General features: G+C 41.8%; 17 protein-coding genes. 15 read left to right on the top strand and 2 right to left on the bottom strand.

All coding sequences use genetic code 11. The features are described from left to right. Nucleotides 1-24: 24 nt before the first annotated feature. Together ABE954_RS04280 and hpaR are read right to left on the bottom strand one after the other, a co-directional pair. A complete protein-coding gene (locus ABE954_RS04280; RefSeq protein ID WP_210814536.1) occupies nt 25-1,698 on the bottom strand; it encodes a ShlB/FhaC/HecB family hemolysin secretion/activation protein in 1,674 nt (557 codons plus the stop codon). A gap of 1,557 nt (nt 1,699-3,255) precedes the next feature. Next, complete coding sequence (gene hpaR, locus ABE954_RS04275; protein WP_042846846.1) at nt 3,256-3,711, bottom strand: homoprotocatechuate degradation operon regulator HpaR; 456 nt, start codon at nt 3,709-3,711, stop codon at nt 3,256-3,258. 428 nt (nt 3,712-4,139) lie between these two features. Between hpaR and ABE954_RS04270 the strand changes: the two genes are divergently transcribed. The 15 genes from ABE954_RS04270 (at nt 4,140) to ABE954_RS04200 (ending at nt 20,132) form a co-directional block, all read left to right on the top strand. Next, a complete protein-coding gene (locus ABE954_RS04270) occupies nt 4,140-4,769 on the top strand; it encodes a fumarylacetoacetate hydrolase family protein (protein WP_042846847.1) in 630 nt (209 codons plus the stop codon). Next, a complete protein-coding gene (locus tag ABE954_RS04265; RefSeq protein ID WP_042846848.1) occupies nt 4,769-5,548 on the top strand; it encodes a fumarylacetoacetate hydrolase family protein in 780 nt (259 codons plus the stop codon). Before ABE954_RS04270 ends, ABE954_RS04265 begins: the two co-directional genes overlap by 1 nt. Continuing rightward, nucleotides 5,548-7,014, top strand: coding sequence for a 5-carboxymethyl-2-hydroxymuconate semialdehyde dehydrogenase (gene hpaE, locus ABE954_RS04260; protein WP_042846849.1), 1,467 nt, complete (start codon nt 5,548-5,550; stop codon nt 7,012-7,014). The genes ABE954_RS04265 and hpaE overlap by 1 nt, the downstream gene beginning before the upstream one ends. Before the next feature lie 223 nt (nt 7,015-7,237). Beyond that, a complete protein-coding gene (gene hpaD / locus ABE954_RS04255; protein WP_042846850.1) occupies nt 7,238-8,119 on the top strand; it encodes a 3,4-dihydroxyphenylacetate 2,3-dioxygenase in 882 nt (293 codons plus the stop codon). A gap of 9 nt (nt 8,120-8,128) precedes the next feature. Further along, the gene (locus tag ABE954_RS04250; protein WP_042846851.1) at nt 8,129-8,512 is read left to right on the top strand and encodes a 5-carboxymethyl-2-hydroxymuconate Delta-isomerase; all 384 of its coding nucleotides are present in this window, start codon (nt 8,129-8,131) and stop codon (nt 8,510-8,512) included. Nucleotides 8,513-8,552: 40 nt separating this feature from the next. After that, a complete protein-coding gene (locus tag ABE954_RS04245; RefSeq protein WP_080750906.1) occupies nt 8,553-9,779 on the top strand; it encodes a Bcr/CflA family multidrug efflux MFS transporter in 1,227 nt (408 codons plus the stop codon). Further along, entirely contained in the window at nt 9,776-11,239 is a 1,464-nt protein-coding gene (locus ABE954_RS04240) for an NAD-dependent succinate-semialdehyde dehydrogenase (RefSeq protein WP_042846852.1), read from the top strand. The genes ABE954_RS04245 and ABE954_RS04240 overlap by 4 nt, the downstream gene beginning before the upstream one ends. Nucleotides 11,240-11,431: 192 nt before the next feature. Beyond that, nucleotides 11,432-12,235, top strand: coding sequence for a 2-oxo-hept-4-ene-1,7-dioate hydratase (hpaH, locus tag ABE954_RS04235; protein WP_129466846.1), 804 nt, complete (start codon nt 11,432-11,434; stop codon nt 12,233-12,235). 9 nt (nt 12,236-12,244) lie between these two features. Beyond that, complete coding sequence (gene hpaI, locus ABE954_RS04230; RefSeq protein WP_129466847.1) at nt 12,245-13,051, top strand: 4-hydroxy-2-oxoheptanedioate aldolase; 807 nt, start codon at nt 12,245-12,247, stop codon at nt 13,049-13,051. 163 nt (nt 13,052-13,214) lie between these two features. Continuing rightward, entirely contained in the window at nt 13,215-14,582 is a 1,368-nt protein-coding gene (gene hpaX / locus ABE954_RS04225; protein ID WP_042846855.1) for a 4-hydroxyphenylacetate permease, read from the top strand. 189 nt (nt 14,583-14,771) lie between these two features. After that, entirely contained in the window at nt 14,772-15,662 is an 891-nt protein-coding gene (gene hpaA, locus ABE954_RS04220) for a 4-hydroxyphenylacetate catabolism regulatory protein HpaA (protein WP_042846856.1), read from the top strand. Between the two features lie 513 nt (nt 15,663-16,175). Next, complete coding sequence (gene hpaB / locus ABE954_RS04215; protein ID WP_042846857.1) at nt 16,176-17,738, top strand: 4-hydroxyphenylacetate 3-monooxygenase, oxygenase component; 1,563 nt, start codon at nt 16,176-16,178, stop codon at nt 17,736-17,738. A gap of 19 nt (nt 17,739-17,757) precedes the next feature. Further along, the gene (hpaC, locus tag ABE954_RS04210) at nt 17,758-18,276 is read left to right on the top strand and encodes a 4-hydroxyphenylacetate 3-monooxygenase, reductase component (RefSeq protein ID WP_042846858.1); all 519 of its coding nucleotides are present in this window, start codon (nt 17,758-17,760) and stop codon (nt 18,274-18,276) included. A 227-nt stretch (nt 18,277-18,503) separates the two neighbouring features. Then, on the top strand, nt 18,504-19,061 hold the full coding sequence (locus tag ABE954_RS04205) for a LemA family protein (protein WP_371025733.1): 558 nt from the start codon (nt 18,504-18,506) through the stop codon (nt 19,059-19,061). Between the two features lie 30 nt (nt 19,062-19,091). Beyond that, complete coding sequence (locus ABE954_RS04200) at nt 19,092-20,132, top strand: hypothetical protein (RefSeq protein ID WP_371025891.1); 1,041 nt, start codon at nt 19,092-19,094, stop codon at nt 20,130-20,132. The last annotated feature ends 1 nt before the right edge of the window (nt 20,133 follow it).

Genomic DNA, 20,133 nt, shown 5'->3' with positions numbered 1-20,133 from the left:
AAATAATCCTTTAAAAACGTAAAGCTACAGAGAGAATGAAACCGACCAGTAGGTCGACCAATGGTCTGGTTTAAGTTGTGAGGGATAATGCAAAGGTTTACTAAGTAGAAACTGAGAATAAAACAGGCTATTACCGGTAAAAGAGAGGCCAACGGCTCCCCCCGCTAAGGTGTTATGTTCAACGTGGTATTTATCTGAGGCGATAAAACCATAATCTAAGGCGCTGATTACACGAAACTGCCCAATGCTAGTCGTCGAGATATCTTTATGAATTTCATTGCGCCAATACCCGCCTCGGTTACCACTTAAAGACTGCTCATGGTAGCCACGAACAGAGTACTGACCCCCAATACTTATGCGTTCAATGCCGTATAAGTTATCAGGTGAATATTGACCGTAAAATGAGGTTAAATAAGTCATACCATTGGAAAAATAATACTGGTAGCTGCTGCTTAGAGTGAATTTTCGGTAATGGCTGCGCGGCGAGTCTTTCGCGAGAGTATCAGGTGAGGCACCAAAGGCGGATACCCCCCATTCAGCGACAGGGTTAAACGTGAAATAACCTTGCCCGAGCATGGTGCTGTACTGCGGAGTAAATGAGAGTGAGGTTAAGGTTGGGCTACTGATACTCAGGGTTTGGGAAGCTAACTGAGTATTGGCGTTTTTATGTTTTAAACTGCCTTGCAGGGTTAGGCGCTGTTTGCCATCGCGATAAACTAAGCGGTTTATATCAAATTGTTGATTAGTATTTTTTCCTTCATAACGGTATTGCTGACCCGATGTATAAAATGGCTGTAACGTATTATTACGATAAAATTGATAACGATAAGACCAGTAGCCATAAGGAACATTCAGATTAGCAACGATATAACGATTATAGTGGAATGCACTTCCATCCAGATCTGTATTGGCCGAGGCTGACCACTGTTCACCAAACCCTAAAGGGGAATCTACCGTTAAACTCCCCGTAATCAACTGTTTTCCCATTGCCTTCATACCTGAGTTATCGAGGCTCAGTTGGCTAGTGATAGGCCATTTATTCCCTTGCTGATGAATAATAATCCGAGAGTAGCCATTTTGGGTTCCTGGCTGAATATCGATGGTGTATTTGATAGATGGTAATCGGTTGAGTTGCTCCAGTCCCTGTTCAATATCCCGTAGATTTAATATTTTGCCTTGTTGATGAGGAAATATTTGCTGAACTAAGCGCTCAGGGGAATTTTCAATCTCAATAGTTTCAATATGCCCTTCAATAACTTGTAATAGCAATTGATGTGAGGATAAATCTTGCTCTGGAATGATGGCTTGAGAAGTAATAAAACCCTGTTCTATATAGTAATTAGTCACATGCTTGGCAAGCTTATATATTTCACCTAGCGTGAGGCAACGTTTTAAGTAAGGTGAGGTTAATTGGGTTTGTATTGTGCTGCTAAGGCGTGTTGAGCCGACAAATTGGATCCCATTGATAGGGAAACATATTTTATTTTTATTAGGGGGAAGCGATGCATCCTCAATAGGGATTGTACTTTGTTTTTCTAATAGGCTACGTTGGGTTAACTCCGATTCCAATCGTTGTTTCTGTTCAAATTGAATGCTTTCCTGTGCAGAGGATAGCAATTGATTTTCTGTGTAGCCATAAGGCGAAATGATGAATAACGATAAGTATAATAAACGCCGCATAATTTGATGATTTGTCATGTTATCTAAATTTTCGTTATGAATAGTAAAGTTATAGTAATGTAACTCATTCTCATTAACTGTTTTTAGATAAAAATATCCACCATGAATAAAATTTAATATTTTTATTTTTATTTTTATTTTTAATGCGTTTTTTTGTATTTTTTTATTTTATTGCTTCGATTAATTCTTCATTAACGGTAAAAATTATTGTTATATGCTGACAATCAATCGATTGATTTTATTGATAGTGATTTTACTGATGAGTTTGGCACTAGTAAGTAGAGCCATCGAGGTAATTTCACAATTGCAAAAAAGAACATGACAGTGAGGAATTGACTACCTATCTAATAAGTATCAGTGAAGTTCGACTTCAGTGAATCTACAGGGAAAGTGAATCATTTAAGTATCTAAATAATTCAAATTGCAGGAAGGGGACAATTGAGGATAGTTTGGGGAGAATATATCAGTATGTGACCCAAATAGCCGAAAGAAGCCAACACAGCTAGAGCTCGAAATATAACGAATACAGGTTAATTTTCTAACTAGTTCGAACTCTAGCAAGGCGGCAATTGAGGATAGTTTGGGGAGAATATATCAGTATGTGACCCAAATAGCCGAAAGAAGCCAACACAGCTAGAGCTCGAAATATAACGAATACAGGTTAATTTTCTAAATAGTTCGAACTCTAGCAAGGCGGCGATTGAGGATAGTTTGGGGAGCATACATTAGTATGTGACCCAAATAGCCGAAAGAAGCCAACACAGCTAGAGCTCAAAATATAACGAATACAAATTAATTTTCTAACTAGTTCGAACTCTAGCAAGGCGGCAATTGAGGATAGTTTGGGGAGAATATATCAGTATGTGACCCAAATAGCCGAAAGAAGCCAACACAGCTAGAGCTCGAAATATAACGAATACAAATTAATTTTCTAACTAGTTCGAACTCTAGCAAGGCGGCAATTGAGGATAGTTTGGGGAGCATACATTAGTATGTGACCCAAATAGCCGAAAGAAGCCAACACAGCTAGAGCTCGAAATATAACGAATACAAATTAATTTTCTAAATAGTTCGAACTCTAGCAAGGCGGCGATTGAGGATAGTTTGGGGAGAATATATCAGTATGTGACCCAAATAGCCGAAAGAAGCCAACACAGCTAGAGCTCAAAATATAACGAATACAAATTAATTTTCTAAATAGTTCGAACTCTAGCAAGGCGGCGATTGAGGATAGTTTGGGGAGCATACATTAGTATGTGACCCAAATAGCCGAAAGAAGCCAACACAGCTAGAGCTCAAAATATAACGAATACAAATTAATTTTCTAAATAGTTCGAACTCTAGCAAGGCGGCGATTGAGGATAGTTTGGGGAGCATACATTAGTATGTGACCCAAATAGCCGAAAGAAGCCAACACAGCTAGAGCTCAAAATATAACGAATACAAATTAATTTTCTAAATAGTTCGAACTCTAGCAAGGCGGCAATTGAGGATAGTTTGGGGAGCATACATTAGTATGTGACCCAAATAGCCGAAAGAAGCCAACACAGCTAGAGCTCGAAATATGACGAAAATTTAGGCGCTCTTTCTCTTATCAGCAGAAATATTACTATAATCTGGGCTCTCTAATGCAATTAACTCATCTAATAGCTCGGTTAAACGTTGCATTTTTTCCTGAGAAAAGGCCTGCTCTATTTTTTGATAACCCTCTTCCACTTCTTGGCGCGCTTTGTCATATAGCTCTTGCCCTGCGGGCGTCAAAGAGACATACAATTTACGTTGGTCATTCAACGGTTTTAAGCGGAAAATTAAGCCCTCACGTTCCATACGGGTTAAGATCCCCGTTAAACTTGGACGAAGAATACAGGTTTGGACTGATAATTCATGAAAATCAATTGAACGTTTATCAGCTAAAACCCGAATGATACGCCATTGCTGTTCAGTCAAATTATACGACTTCAATATTGGCCGAAAGAACCCCATTGCGGTTTCCCTTGCCTGCAACAATGCAATTGTCAATGATTCATGCATAAGCTTAAAACTCACCACTCAATTAAAGTTATTTAATCCAATTTAGGTGCTTCACGGTGACTACCATTTTGCTGTATTGGACGTTATTTTGTTCAATCGCACACTGTCTATACTGACTTTTACACGACCAATTTACTTATTACCAAGAGTAGCACGGTCAAATAACAATCTCAAAGAAAAACCCTAAAATATTAATGAGTAAATAATTTAAAAAACAACATACAAGTTAAATATTTGTAAACCATAAAAAATAGCAAAAATAATAAACCATACAATAACAATGGGTTGCATCATTGCCATCTGATTATGTTAATACGATCACAATTAAAATTAACATTTCCATAAACCTATTGCTAATTTTAAAATTATACTTTATTAATATATTAATAATTACTCGAAAGTTAAATTCTTTTCATAAGGAGTTGTCAATGAAAGGCACTGTTTTTGCCGTTGCCCTCAACCACCAAAGCCAGCTTAATCACTGGCTAGAGGCATTCCAGCAAGCCCCTTATAAAACCCCACCTAAAACACCAGTGTGGTTTATTAAGCCGCGTAATACGCGTATTAACTCAGGTGAGCCAATCATCCATCCTATTGGAGAAGAAGTTCAAAGTGGTGCAACGCTAGCGCTAGTCATTGGTAAAGAAGCACGTAAAGTGAGTAAAACCGATGCACATCAGTTTATTGCAGGGTTTGCACTAGCAAACGAAGTGAGCTTGCCAGAAGACACCTTCTATCGTCCTGCCATTAAAGCTAAGTGTCGCGACACCTTTTGCCCAATAGGTGAAATGGCGACAACTTCGCTAAATGCTCCTGTCGATATCATCACTCAAGTAAATGGTAAGGAAGTGGATCGTTGGTCAACAAAAGATCTGATCCGCGATGCTAGCGAGTTAGTGGCAGCACTAAGCGACTTTGCCACCCTAAAACAAGGGGACGTGATCCTAATAGGCACGCCACAACAACGTGTCACTATCAAACCGGGTGACGAAGTGGTCATCCTAGCAGAAGGCTTCCCTAGCCTGAAAAACACCGTTGTGGCAGCAGGAGGAAAATAATGTCTACTATCACTAAACGCGCAAAAGTTCTGTTTAAAGGCACTGAATATTCCGTCACTGTTGGCGACAACGAAGAAATAACCTTACCAAACGGGGATGTTATTGCTGGTGATTCTTCCGATATCGTGTGGTTACCTCCTGCACAAGGGACTTTATTTGCCCTAGGCTTGAATTATGCGGATCACGCAACAGAATTAGAGTTTAAGCCACCTGAAGAGCCGCTAATTTTTATTAAAGCTGAAAATAGCTTAACGGGCCACCGCCAAGTCTCAGTCCGTCCAGATAATGTTGAATATATGCATTATGAGTCTGAATTAGTGGTCGTAATTGGTAAAGCTGCCCATAAAGTATCGAAAGAAGACGCGATGGATTATGTCGCAGGTTACACCGTGTGTAATGACTATGCGATCCGCGACTATCTTGAAAACTATTATCGTCCAAATTTACGTGTTAAAAGCCGCGATACCTTAACACCAATTGGTCCTTGGATCGTCGATAAAAGCGCAGTTAAAGACCCTCACAACCTAGCTTTATATACCTATGTTAATGGTGAACTTCGCCAAAAAGGGACAACTGCTGACCTAATTTTCGATATTCCATTTTTAATTGCTTACCTCAGTGACTTTATGACACTGCAACCGGGGGACATGATTGCCACAGGGACACCAAAAGGGCTGTCTGATGTGGTACCGGGCGACGAAGTCATTGTTGAAGTTGAAGGTGTTGGCAGACTAGTCAATACCATTATCAGCGAAAAAGAATATGAGGAACGAGTGTAATGACTAAGATTAACCATTGGATCAACGGAAAAAACGTTGCTAGCAAAGACTATTTTCAAACCACCAACCCAGCAACTGGCGAAGTATTGGCTGAAGTCGCGGCTGGTGGGCAAGATGAAATCAATCAAGCCGTTGCTGCTGCAAAAGATGCCTTTCCTAAATGGGCCAATACCCCGATGAAAGAGCGCGCTCGCTTAATGCGTCGCCTTGGTGAACTCATTGATGAAAACGTCCCTCAAATAGCGGAAATGGAAACCCAAGATACTGGTTTACCTATTCATCAAACTAAAAATGTGTTGATCCCTCGTGCCTCACATAACTTTGAATTCTTTGCCGAAATTTGCCAGCAAATGAATGGTCGTACCTACCCAGTTGACGACAAAATGATGAACTATACCTTAGTTCAACCTGTTGGTGTTTGCGCACTGATTTCCCCATGGAACGTCCCATTTATGACGGCAACATGGAAAACAGCCCCTTGTTTAGCGCTGGGTAATACCGCTGTGTTGAAAATGTCTGAATTATCACCATTGTCCGCTAACCGCCTTGGGGAGCTGGCACTTGAAGCAGGTATCCCTGCGGGTGTTCTTAACGTGGTTCAAGGTTACGGTAGTACTGCCGGTGACGCGTTAGTTAAACACCATGATGTACGCGCGGTTTCCTTCACAGGGGGTACCGCCACTGGCCGCACCATCATGCAAAATGCAGGCTTGAAAAAATACTCAATGGAATTAGGCGGAAAATCCCCGGTTCTGATTTTTGAAGATGCAGACATTGAACGCGCATTAGATGCCGCACTGTTCACTATTTTCTCAATAAATGGCGAACGTTGTACCGCAGGTTCTCGGATCTTCATTCAAGAAAGCATTTACCCTGAGTTTGTAAAACGCTTTGCTGAACGTGCAAACCGCCTCATCGTCGGCGACCCGAACGATCCAAAAACACAAGTCGGTGCATTAATCAGCGAACAACATTGGAACAAAGTATCTGGTTACATTCGCTTAGGTATGGAAGAAGGTGCAACCCTATTAGCTGGTGGCCCAGATAAACCAACTGACTTACCTGCACACCTAAGAAACGGTAACTTCTTACGCCCAACTGTTCTGGCCGATGTTGATAACAGCATGCGTGTCGCACAGGAAGAAATTTTTGGTCCAGTTGCTTGCTTAATTCCGTTTAAGTCAGAAGAAGACGGTTTACGCATGGCAAATGATATCGAATACGGTTTAGCTTCCTATATTTGGACACAAGATGTGAGCAAAATCTTACGTTTATCTCGTAATATCGAAGCCGGTATGGTGTTTGTTAATACCCAAAACGTACGTGACCTACGTCAGCCATTTGGTGGTGTTAAAGCATCCGGTGTTGGCCGTGAAGGTGGCGAGTATAGCTTCGAAGTCTTCGCGGAAATGAAGAACGTCTGTATCTCCTACGGAGACCATAACATCCCTCGCTGGGGTGTGTAATAAAAAGCAAAATTATTCAGTAGCAAGCTACACCATTCTTTATTCTAAGTAATTTTGAATCAATGATAATTAATTTGGCTACTTATCCTAAATAATTCGTATTGTAGCTAGGCGGCAAGTGAAGTTATCCCTAGGAGCATACTGAAGTATGTGACTAGGGTAACTTTATGAAGCCAACAACGCTACGGCGCGAAGTATGACGGATAAGCGAAGGAGGAAGGAAATGGGTAAGTTGGCACTCGCCGCAAAAATAACACACGTCCCATCCATGTACCTATCAGAACTACCGGGTAAAAATCATGGATGCCGCCAAGCCGCTATCGATGGTCATAAAGAAATTAGCCGTCGTTGTCGCGAATTAGGCGTTGATACCATCATTGTTTTTGACACGCACTGGCTGGTCAATAGTGCTTACCACATCAACTGCGCCGATCATTTTAAAGGTATATATACCAGTAATGAACTCCCTCATTTTATTCGTGATATGGAATATGAATATGATGGAAACTCAGTCCTAGGCCAAATGATCGGCGAAGAAGCGCGCAAATTAGGTGTTCGAGCTCAAGCTCATGAAATTCCAAGCTTAACTCTCGAATATGCGACTTTAGTTCCTATGCGCTATATGAATAGCGACCGCCACTTTAAAGTGATTTCTATCTCCGCATTCTGTACTTCTCACAGCTTTGAAGACAGCCGGAAATTAGGCGAAGCCGTACTGACCGCGATCGAAAAATACGATGGCACCGTGGCTGTATTGGCTAGTGGTTCTTTATCACACCGTTTTATTGATGACCAAAAAGCCGAAGATGGTATGAATAGTTACACCCGCGAATTTGATGAGCAAATGGACAAACGTGTTGTGAAACTATGGCGTGAAGGTCGTTTCCAAGAGTTTTGCAAAATGCTGCCTGAATATGCTGATTATTGCTATGGTGAAGGGCATATGCACGATACGGTAATGCTATTAGGCATGCTGGGTTGGGATAAATACGCGGAAAAAGTGGAAGTGTTAACGGATTTATTCGCCAGCTCGGGGACAGGGCAAATTAACGCCGTATTCCCTCTTCCAAGTTATATTACTGAAAAACAAACCGCTACTGTATAAGGAATTGTTATGCCTCATTTTTATGCAGAATGCACAGAAAACATTCGTGATGAAGCCGAGCTCCCAGCGTTATTCGCTAAAGTGAATGATGCCCTTGCTGAGACGGGGATTTTCCCACTAGCTGGAATTCGTAGTCGCGCTATTTGGCTAGATACTTGGCAAATGGCCGATGGTAAGCACGACTATGCGTTTGTCCATATGACGTTAAAAATTGGTGCTGGTCGTTCCCTTGAAGATAAGCAAAAAACAGGGGAAATGATTTTCGACCTCATCAAAAACCATTTTGCTGATTTAATGGCAAAACGCTACTTAGCACTATCTTTCACCATGGAAGAGCTAGACCCTGTATTAAATTACAAACAAAACAATGTGCACGCCCTATTTAAAGGGTGAGGGTTTAGGCAGTAACTAATCGTTGTATTGAGAGGGCAAGATGGTTAAAAGTTTCGATAAACACATACCGCACTACCTAATCCCATTATTGGGGTCATTAGTGGCATTCGGCCCATTGTCTATCGATATGTATCTTCCTGCCCTACCTCAGATGGGGGTTGCTCTTCAAGCCTCTCAAGGGCAAATGCAGTACACACTAGGCGCTTTTTTTGCTGGCTTTTGTGTCGGGATGCTGTTTTACGGGCCACTGAGCGATTTGCTGGGCCGCCGTAAAATGTTGTTAAGTGGCTTGGCAATCTTTACCGTAGCAAGCTTATTATGTGCTCAAGCCTCTGATGCCAATACGTTAATTATTTTCAGGGCGCTACAAGCTTTTGGCAGCGGTGCTGCAATCGTGATGGCGAGGGCAATTGCTAGGGATGTGTATCCCGCAAATGAATTACCTAAAGTGTTGTCATTAATGACACTCGTCACCATGATTGCTCCATTACTTGCCCCATTACTAGGTGGTTTTCTACTTATCCACTTTCAGTGGCAAGCTATTTTTTATTTGTTGGCGCTGATTGGCCTATCTTCCGTGGCGGCAATTTTTTTCTTGCTCCCTGAAACATTACGCCACCAGCGGGGCACTGAGAATATTATTTGCGTTGCTTTTAAAAACTACGCTCAGGTGCTCAGCGACAAAGAAGCACTGAGTATTATCGGTACCATGGCGTTCTCTTTCGCAGGGATGTTCGCCTTTATTAGTGGCTCACCATTTGTTTACATCAGCTATTTTGGTGTTTCTGAACAGCATTATGGCCTGTTATTCGGCTGCAACATCTTGGGGATGATTGTCATGCTGTTACTCAATGTTAAGTTGCTAAAAACCTATAGTTTGACGCGTATATTGACCATGCAAAGCGGTTTTCAACTTGCGTTTGGCTTATTGTTGTTACTTTTTTATCAACAAAGCCTCTCCATAATTGTTATTCTGGTGGTACTGTTCCTATCGATGGTAAATGCTATCGGCACTAACAGTTTGTCACTGTTACTGCAACATCGCGGAAAAATTGCAGGTAGCGCCAGTGCACTCGCAATTTCAATTCAATTTGCATTGGCTGCTCTGGCTAGTGTTGCAGTTTCTGTATTACAGGATGAATCCCCATTTGCTATGACACTCGTTATGGCTATCTGTGCTGGGTTAAGTTTCACAAGCCAATATTTATCGGCTAAAAATCCCCACTCACAGGTGCAATCAGTGTCTTCGGAGAAAAACGAAAAATGAGCATAAATACCAATTCTACATTATTCCGCCAACAGGCTTATATCAACGGTCAATGGGTTGACGCACAAAACAACAACGTGTTTGAAGTGACAAACCCTGCGAATAACCACGTTATCGCCAAAGTGAGTAATGTAGGGGCGTTAGAAACTCAGCAGGCTATTGAAGCTGCTGAAAAAGCCCTCCCAGCATGGAGAGCTAAAACAGCGAAAGAACGTAGCCAGATTTTAAATAAATGGTTCCATTTGATGATGGAAAACCAAACAGAATTAGCGCAATTGCTCAGTGCAGAACAAGGCAAGTCGATAACCGAATCGATGGGAGAAATTGCCTACGGAGCCAGTTTTATTGAATGGTTTGCTGAAGAAGGTAAACGCATTTACGGTGAAACTATTCCGTCACCACTCCCAGGTCGCCGCCTTGTAACAATAAAACAACCTGTCGGTGTGGTTGCGGCAATTACGCCTTGGAACTTCCCTAATGCGATGATCACACGCAAAGTCGGTCCAGCTCTAGCAGCCGGTTGTACTATGGTACTAAAACCCGCCGCAGAAACACCACTCTCTGCGCTTGCACTCGCGGCATTAGGTGAACAAGCAGGTATCCCTGCTGGCGTATTTAACATCGTCCCAGGCACAGATGCCCAAGCCATTGGCGGGGTAATGACCTCCAGCCCTATTGTCCGTAAATTGACTTTCACAGGTTCTACCCGTGTTGGCAAATTATTGATGGAACAATGCGCTAATACTGTGAAAAAAATGTCCCTTGAGTTAGGTGGTAATGCGCCATTTATTGTCTTTGATGATGCGGATTTAGACGCAGCAGTACAAGGGGCTTTAGCCGCAAAATTCCGTAACAGCGGGCAAACCTGTGTATGCGCTAACCGCATCTTAGTTCAAGAAGGTGTCTATGATGAATTCGCCGCTCGCTTAGCAAAAGCTGTAAATGAACTAAAAATTGGCCCATCAACCCAAGCAGATTCACAGCAAGGCCCGCTGATTAACCAAGCCGCTGTCGATAAAGTGACAGAGCACATTGCTGATGCTGTTTCTCATGGTGCGAAAGTGATTGCAGGTGGTAAACCAGCGTCGTTGGGTGGTTTGTTCTTTGAACCTACAGTGATCACCGGTGTAACCGAATCCATGAAAGTCGCTAAAGAGGAAACATTCGGTCCACTCGCGCCTTTATTCAAATTCCGTGATGAGCAAGAAGCCATTGCACTAGCGAATGACACTGAGTTCGGCTTGGCATCCTATTTCTATTCAAAAGATATCGGTCGAATCTACCGTGTTGCTGAGGCTTTAGAAAGCGGAATGGTCGGTATTAATGAAGGCATTATTTCAAATGAAGTGGCCCCATTTGGTGGCATTAAGCAGTCTGGTCTGGGGCGTGAAGGCTCACGCTACGGAATTGAAGATTATCTGGAAGTGAAATACCTCTGTTTCGGTGGTCTTTCTAATTAGAAAGACACATTAGCTGGCGGTATTCGCTTTTAAAATCTTAGCTCTAAATAATTCGAGTTAGAACAAGGCGGCAAATGAGACTAATCCCTTAGGAGCATACCCGTGTGACTAGGGGATAGGCGCAAGCCTATCGTGAAGCTAACGCAGTTATAGCTCGAAGTATGACGAGCTGAGGTGCAAAAGGAGAATAAGATGTTACAAAAAGATGTCATATTGCAAATAGCCCAACGCCTTAATCAGGCTGAAAAATCACGTGAGCAGATCCGCCAGATTTCGTTGGATCACCCAGAGATGACGATTGACGATGCTTATGCCATCCAAAAAGAATGGGTTGGTTTGAAAATTGCTGAAGGACGTATACTCAAAGGCCATAAAATTGGGCTAACCTCCAAAGCAATGCAAGCAAGCTCACAAATAGATGAACCTGATTATGGCGCGCTACTTGACGATATGTTTTTTGATGACGGTTGTGATATTCCCACTGACCGCTTTATTGTCCCTCGTATTGAAGTAGAGCTTGCTTTTGTTCTCGCAAAACCCTTACACGGCCCCAACTGCACCATCTTTGATGTCTATAACGCAACTGATTATGTGATCCCTGCTCTTGAGCTAATTGACGCACGTTGCCATAACATAGACCCAGACACTAACCGTCCCCGTAAAGTATTCGACACAATTTCGGATAATGCGGCTAATGGTGCAGTGATTTTAGGCGGCAGACCTATCAAACCACGCGACTTAGATATGCGTTGGATTAGCGCACTGTTATATCGCAATGGCGTGATTGAAGAGTCTGGTGTCGCTGCCGCAGTTCTCAATCATCCCGCTAACGGTGTTGCTTGGTTAGCCAATAAATTAGCGCCGCATAATGTCCAACTTGAACCGGGCCAAATCATTCTTGGTGGTTCATTTACCCGACCTGTTCCTGCACGTAAAGGCGATGTGTTCCACGTCGACTACGGCAATATGGGTTCTATTAGCTGCCGTTTTGTATAAGGAAATACTATGGATCTGTTAGAAAATAAATTTAAAAAAGCCTTAAAAAGTGGTCAACCGCAAATTGGGTTATGGCTTGGGTTATGTAGCCCATACAGTGCTGAACTTGTTGCTGGTGCTGGCTTCGATTGGCTATTGATTGACGGTGAACATGCACCGAATAATGTACAAACTATATTATCTCAATTACAAGCAATAGCCCCTTATCCATCACAGCCAGTCGTCCGCCCACCGTGGAATGACCCGGTGATCATCAAACAATTGCTGGATATTGGTGCTCAGACACTTTTATTACCTATGGTGCAAAATGCTGAACAAGCAAAACAAGCCGTCCGTGCGACTCGCTATCCACCAGCGGGAATACGCGGTGTTGGTAGTGCATTAGCGCGTGCGTCACGCTGGAACCGTATCCCCGATTATTTAACTCGTGCAAATGATGAAATGTGCGTAATCGTGCAAGTAGAAACTCGTGAAGCAATGAATAACCTGCCTGAAATTTTAAACGTTGAAGGAGTGGATGGCGTATTTATTGGCCCAGCAGATCTCAGTGCCGATATGGGTTTTTCTGGTAACCCTAATCACCCAGAAGTTAAAGCCGCAATAGAAAAAGCTATTGTACAAATTCGTGAAGCCGGTATCGCCCCTGGGATCTTAATGGCGGCACCAGACGTTGCCGAACACTACCTGAAACTCGGTGCCCTGTTTGTGGCAGTAGGTGTGGATACCACATTACTTGCTCGTACCGCTGAAGCGCTGGCAGCTAAATTTGGCAAAACCGTCTCAGAGGTCACTCCAAGTACACCAAGCGTTTATTAACAATAAGTATCGCTAAATAGGTCAATTTTAACCCTACAGACAATTACCCTATTTAGCTAAATAAAAAAGCAATATCACAATATAGGGCAGACAGCACCATGACTGCCTACTAGTCCCTTGTACCTATAAAATCTTCAAAAGAAAGAATTGAGGGCCCTACAATATGAGTAATCAACAACTTGCAAGCACTAACCCTGCTGAGCAACATAAAAATTTAACTGAGCCACAGCAACGGGTAATTAATAAACTATTCAAACGGCTGATAGTATTCTTATTCGTACTATTTGTGTTTTCATTCTTAGACCGGATTAATATCGGCTTTGCCGGCCTAACTATGGGAAAAGATATCGGCCTCACTTCCACCATGTTTGGCTTAGCGGCAACCTTATTTTATGTCACTTATGTTATTTTTGGTATTCCAAGCAATATCATGCTCAGTATTGTGGGGGCTCGCCGTTGGATAGCCACCATCATGGTGCTTTGGGGAATTGCCTCAACCGCAACCATGTTTGCGACCGGGCCAACCAGTTTATACATCTTACGGATGTTAGTGGGGATAGCAGAAGCAGGTTTCCTACCGGGCATTTTAGTGTATTTAACCTACTGGTTCCCCGCTTATTTCCGCGCTCGTGCTAATGCCTTATTTATGATAGCCATGCCAGTTACCATGGCATTTGGTTCACTCGCATCTGGCTATATCCTTGGTTTAGATGGCGTTTTAAACTTAAAAGGCTGGCAGTGGTTGTTCCTACTAGAAGGTTTCCCATCAGTGATCCTTGGGGTACTCGTTTGGTTCTATCTGGATGATTCTCCGAAAAAAGCCAAATGGCTGACCCAAGAAGATAAAGACACGCTTCAAGAAATGATGGACCAAGACCAACTGGAATTAGTGCAACCCCATGGCTCAAAAAGCCATACAGCAATGCAAAATACCAGTTTATGGAAAGAAATATTCACCCCTGTTGTCTTGATGTATACCGTCGCTTATTTCTGTTTAACCAATACATTAAGCGCAATTAACATCTGGACACCTCAGATCATGCAAAGCTTCAATGAAGGCAGTAGTAATGCCATGATCGGCCTGTTAACTGCAATCCCACAATTTTGTACCATCTTAGGGATGATCTACTGGAGTCGGCGGTCAGACCGTTTGCAAGAACGGAAAATGCATACTGCCTTACCGTATTTATTCGCCGCCGCAGGCTGGGTACTTGCTGCCATGACGAGTCACCCAATTATCCAATTGATTGGTATTATCATGGCCTCGACAGGTTCTTTCACTGCCATGGCCGTATTCTGGACGACCCCTGATCAATCCATTAGTTTACGTGCTCGAGCTATCGGTATTGCGGTTATCAATGCAACGGGTAATATAGGCTCAGCCGTCAGTCCACTATTGATAGGTTGGCTAAAAGACCAAACAGGTAGCTTTAATTCAGGCCTCTATTTTGTGGCAGGTTTGCTGGTCGTCGGTGCACTATTAGTTATCGCTATCCCAATGAAGAACTCAAGACCAAGAGCAACACCTTAATATTTTGATGGTTTGAATGATTTGAAGGTTTTGAATGTTTTAATAATTTATGCTGCAAATAATTATTAAAGGGTGTTACCCAAAATAATTTGGTTTGCAGCTAGGCGGCAAGCAAGTTAACCCTTAAGAACATACTGCGGTATGTGACTAGGGTTGGCTTGTGAGGCCAACAACGCTGCGAGCCGAAGAATGAAGGGTAACTCAACTTTAATTACGAATATCGACATCAGTACAGACTACGACGAAACCCAAGGTAACGATGACGTTCACTACCAAACCTTTGGTAACATGGCGGCTTTCTTTGGCCGTGATATGCAAGCCCATCGCCATGACGGTTTTTTCCAATTACACTATTTGGTTACTGGTCATATCACCCTACAACTTGATGAATCTCGTTATTCGGTTCAGGCACCTTTATTTATTCTAACGCCCCCATCTGTCGCCCATGCCTTCTTTACCCAAGAAGACACTGATGGCCACGTACTAACTGTACGGCAAGATTTAATTAGCCCACTATTGGGTTCGCTTTACCCTGCTAACCCTGACTTAGTCAATATTCCAGCAATTTGTTTATCTGTTGCAGACAAACCCGAAGATATTGACACCTTCAATCATTATTGGGCGCTAATGGCTCGTGAATCGGCAAATAACGCTGTAGGGAAAGATCAGGTTTTATCCTCTTTAGCACAGGCTTTTTTTGCTTTTCTACTAAGGTCAATCCCTCTTGATGAGCACCCGACCACAGGTGTTCGAGGGGAGCATCGTTTATTCCAACGCTTTAATCAACTCATTGACTTACATTATCATGAGCACCTAGCAGTACCTGAGTATGCAAAAAAACTCGGGGTCACTGAATCTCGATTGAAAGATATGTGCCGCCGTTTCGCGAATAGGCCGCCTAAACGGCTCATTTTTGATAGGATATTAAGGGAAGCAAAACGTATGCTGCTATTTTCTGATAGCCCAGTCTCTGAAATTGCCTACCAGCTTGGTTTTAAAGACCCCGCTTATTTTGCCCGCTTTTTTAACCGATTAGTGGGTTGTTCCCCAAGTTTATGGCGCGAACAAAATATCCACTAGTACGGGTAGTTTTATCACAAAAATAACACATGTATTGCATATTAAGAATGCAATACATTTTCATGCTTCCTGATAGCCTATCTTTTCCCACCACCACACTTTTATTTTACATTTTAAAAACATTTTGATGTTTTATTGATTTTGTTTCAACATTATCAACAATGTCAAACTGATTAACAAAAAGTGAATGTAAAGATTAAAAAACAACCACCAAAAACCAAAATAACAAATATATATTAATATATAAATAAAGTATAATTGATTGATATACATTGTTTTTACATTTAATCTGATAATTACATTAACATCAAAACATCGAAGTGATCACAATTCTTTCATAAAAAACCATTTCCAACGAAAAGTACCCGTTAACCTTTAAAAAGTCTCTTTAAAACTTACTCAGAAAGCGATTCAATTAATAAACACAAAAGAAACATAAAATTAACATAATTTAGCTTGCAACCTTTGTACCCCTATCATTGCAAGCCCTCATTGTGAGATAACGAGGTAGACATGAAACCAGAAGATTTTCGTTCAGATGCTAAACGCCCTTTTAATAGCCAGGAATATCTAAAAAGCCTACAAGATGGCCGTGAAATCTATATTTATGGCGAGCGTGTGAAAGATGTCACCACTCACCCTGCTTTTCGTAACTCCGCCGCTTCTATAGGACAATTATATGATGCGCTTCATGATAAAACGACTCATGACCAACTTTGCTGGAACACCGACACCGGTAATGGGGGATACACACATAAGTTCTTTCGTTTCGCCACAAGTGCAGATGAATTGCGCCAACAGCGCGATGCAATCGCAGATTGGTCACGCCAGAGCTATGGATGGATGGGACGCACTCCAGACTATAAGGCGGCATTCGCCAGTTGTTTAGGTGCTAACCCAGAATATTACGGCCAATTTGCTGATAACGCCCGTAACTGGTATAAACGCATTCAAGAAAGTGGGCTTTACTTTAACCATGCTATTGTTAATCCACCTATCGACCGCCATAAACCCGCAGATGAAGTAAAAGATGTTTATATAAAACTAGAAAAAGAAACTGATGCAGGTATTATCGTCAGCGGTGCAAAAGTCGTTGCAACTAACTCTGCGTTAACGCACTACAATTTTATTGGTTTTGGCTCTGCGCAAGTCATGGGTGACAACCCTGATTTCGCACTGATGTTTGTCGCCCCTATGGATGCTGATGGCGTGAAACTGATTTCACGTGCATCTTATGAATTAGTCGCAGGAGCTACTGGCGCACCATTTGATTACCCATTATCAAGCCGTTTCGATGAAAATGACGCAATCCTCGTGATGGATCATGTGTTAATTCCATGGGAAAACGTGTTGATCTACCGCGACTTTGATCGCGCTCGTAACTGGGCAGTACAAGGTGGTTTCGCTCGCCTGTTCCCGTTACAAGCTTGTGTACGTTTAGCGGTGAAACTCGATTTCATCACCGGTCTTCTGCAAAAAAGCTTGGAGTGTACTGGTGTTATCGACTTCCGTGGTGTACAAGCAGACTTAGGTGAAGTGGTTGCATGGCGCAATTTGTTCTGGTCATTAACTGATGCAATGACCTCTGAAGCAAAAGCTTGGGAAGGCGGTGCATTCTTACCTGATACTCAAGCAATTCAAACGTATCGTGTTATGGCACCAATGGCCTACACCAAAATCAAAAATATAATAGAAAGTAACGTCACCAGCGGCCTGATTTATCTACCATCTAGCGTTCGTGACATGAATAACCCAGAGATTGATAAGTATTTAGCAAAATATGTTCGTGGCTCCAACGGTATGGATCATGTTGAACGTATTAAGATCTTAAAACTTATGTGGGATGCAATCGGCAGTGAATTTGGTGGCCGTCATGAGCTGTATGAAATTAACTATGCTGGTAGCCAAGATGAAATTCGCCTGCAATGTCTGCGTCATTCATACGGTTCTGGCAATATGAAAGCCATGACAGATATGGTTGATCGTTGTTTATCCGATTACGATCAGCACGGATGGAAACGTCCACACCTGCATAACAACAATGATATTAATCAGTTAGATTCGCTGCTAAAATAATCGGCAGCAGGAGGTCAAAATGTCTTTAGAAAATGAACATCGCCTGCGTTTCAGAGATGCGATGGCAAGTCTTGGTGCAGCAGTTAACATAGTCACCACGGATGGTACTGAAGGTCGCTGTGGGATCACCGCAACCGCAGTCTGTTCAGTTACAGATACGCCACCAACTTTGATGGTATGTGTCAACCGCAATAGCGCCATGAATGCGGTATTTCAAAAGAATGGCCGCCTGTGTGTAAACGTACTAAGCCATGATCAAGAAGAACTCGCCTGCCACTTCGCAGGTATGAAAGGTTCAACCATGGAAGAGCGTTTTAGTTGGAATGTGTGGGACAACGGTATTTTACAACAACCTTTACTGAAAAATGCCCTTGCCAACCTCGAAGGTGAAATTACGCAAGTCCAAGATATTGGTACTCACTCAGTGTATATGGTTGAAATGAAACAAATCATTGTCAATGACACAGGGCATGGTCTGGTTTACTTTAAACGCAAGTTCCACCCTGTTATGCACCAAATACTTGAACCAACAGCGTAAGTAGCGATACAACTTGAAATATAACGAGTATATCTGACTGAAATAGCCTCTAATTTAAGAGGCTATTTTGTTATATATACTAAACTGTTACAGAAACACTTTACGATATTCCTTTTCTTTTTATATTACATTCCCTTTCACTCTTTTCTGATTGCATAATTAATAAGACTCTTATACGTTTAGCTAAAATCAAATTAAATAAAAACCGCTGACTAAAAGGCATTAATATGACCATCACTCTTATCGTTGTAGCTGTTTTATTATTATTGGCTGTTGGCTGGGGGATATCTATTTATAACCGCTTAATCAATGCGCGTAACCAAGTGATTAACCAATTTGCTAATATCGACGTGGTTTTAAAGCAGCGTGCCGATCAAATTCCACAACTGGTCACTATTACAGAAAAAGCAATGGAACATGAAAAAAGCCTTTTTATCTCATTAAGTGACGCACGCCAAAGCTACTTTAGTGCCCAAAATATGGCGGACAAGATCACCGCTTCAAATGAAATGAACCGCGCACTGGGTAACCTTATAGCTATCGCAGAAAATTACCCTACCCTCATTTCTGGTGAGCAATTCACACAATTACAATTAGCCCTAAGCGATGTTGAAAATAAAATAGCCCAACGCCGTGAAAGTTTTAACGATGCAACAACAGAGTATAATACTGCAATACAAATGTTCCCTGACAACCTGATTGCTAATGCCTTTCGTTTTACACAATTACCATTACTTGATATTTCTGAAGATGATAAAAAATATCATGGTATCCAGTTTAAATAATATCAACGTAAAGGGTATTAGTCTGTGAATATGTATTTTTTACTCGGGGCAGCGATTGGTGCTTTAATTTTATTTATCGATAATAAGTTTTCGATAAATAAAAGAGTAAATTGGGGGATCATCCCTTTTATCAGCATTGCCTGCGGTATGTGGTACTCGCTATCACCTACTCAAGGGGATTACGGCAGTATCATTTATTATATTGTGATATTGACCATTTCCTTTTTTATTATTCGTCATATCGTCAAAGCCAGTAAAGCCGGCTTTCAGCGGTATCAGCGATTACAAAATGAAGGTTCATCAAAGTTTAGCGCTTTTCTTAAAGTACTCGTGGGGACTTTACTAGCAAGTTGCTTATTTGTAGGCTTTTTTATCGACATGCGAGTGTTTTTCATCGCATTTGTCTTAGCCTTCGTATTTAAGTTTATTGAAAATACACCAACCAAGCGCTTCTTAAAATTTCAAAAAAACCTCGCGACATCCAAAATACGCTCAATAGCTATAGGGCTTGTCGAAGTTGAAGGTGAAATAACCACAGGTACTGAAATTAAAAGCCAGTTAGGTAATAAAACCTGCTATGGCTCCTTTTATTTTGAGTATTCCATATCGAAAGATAAAGATGGTAAAAAAAGTTATACATTACAAAATAGTAAAAGCCGTATGGAGAGTTTTATCCTGACCGATGATACAGGGTCAGTAAAGGTAGAATGTGACCCCGATTACTTTGTTTATCCAGGGCTACAAGCGCATATGGATATTGAGCAAGGCAACCGTCGTTATACTGAATATTTGCTTGAACCAAAAACCCGTTATTTACTGATTGGCACCGCTGACGCGAATGAAAAAGGTGAGCCCGTTATTATCCGCAAAGCTCCTCATATGCTATTAGGTGTTTCTCCAGCTGACTATGTTGTACATTGGAATAAAACCGGGCCATTACGTCGGAATTTATCCATTACCGCCATTATTGCACTGTTATTGATTGGGGTTATTTTGGTTACCCCGATAAATTACCGTAATGGGCAATTAAATCTGTATTTTGACAAAATATCATTATTCGGTGATAACTAGC

Origin of the sequence: Providencia sp. TYF-12 (genome assembly GCF_041344805.1) — a bacterium.
GTDB lineage: Bacteria > Pseudomonadota > Gammaproteobacteria > Enterobacterales > Enterobacteriaceae > Providencia > Providencia huashanensis.
Note: the sequence above shows the minus strand (reverse complement) of the source record. Positions and strands in the feature narration are given on the sequence as shown.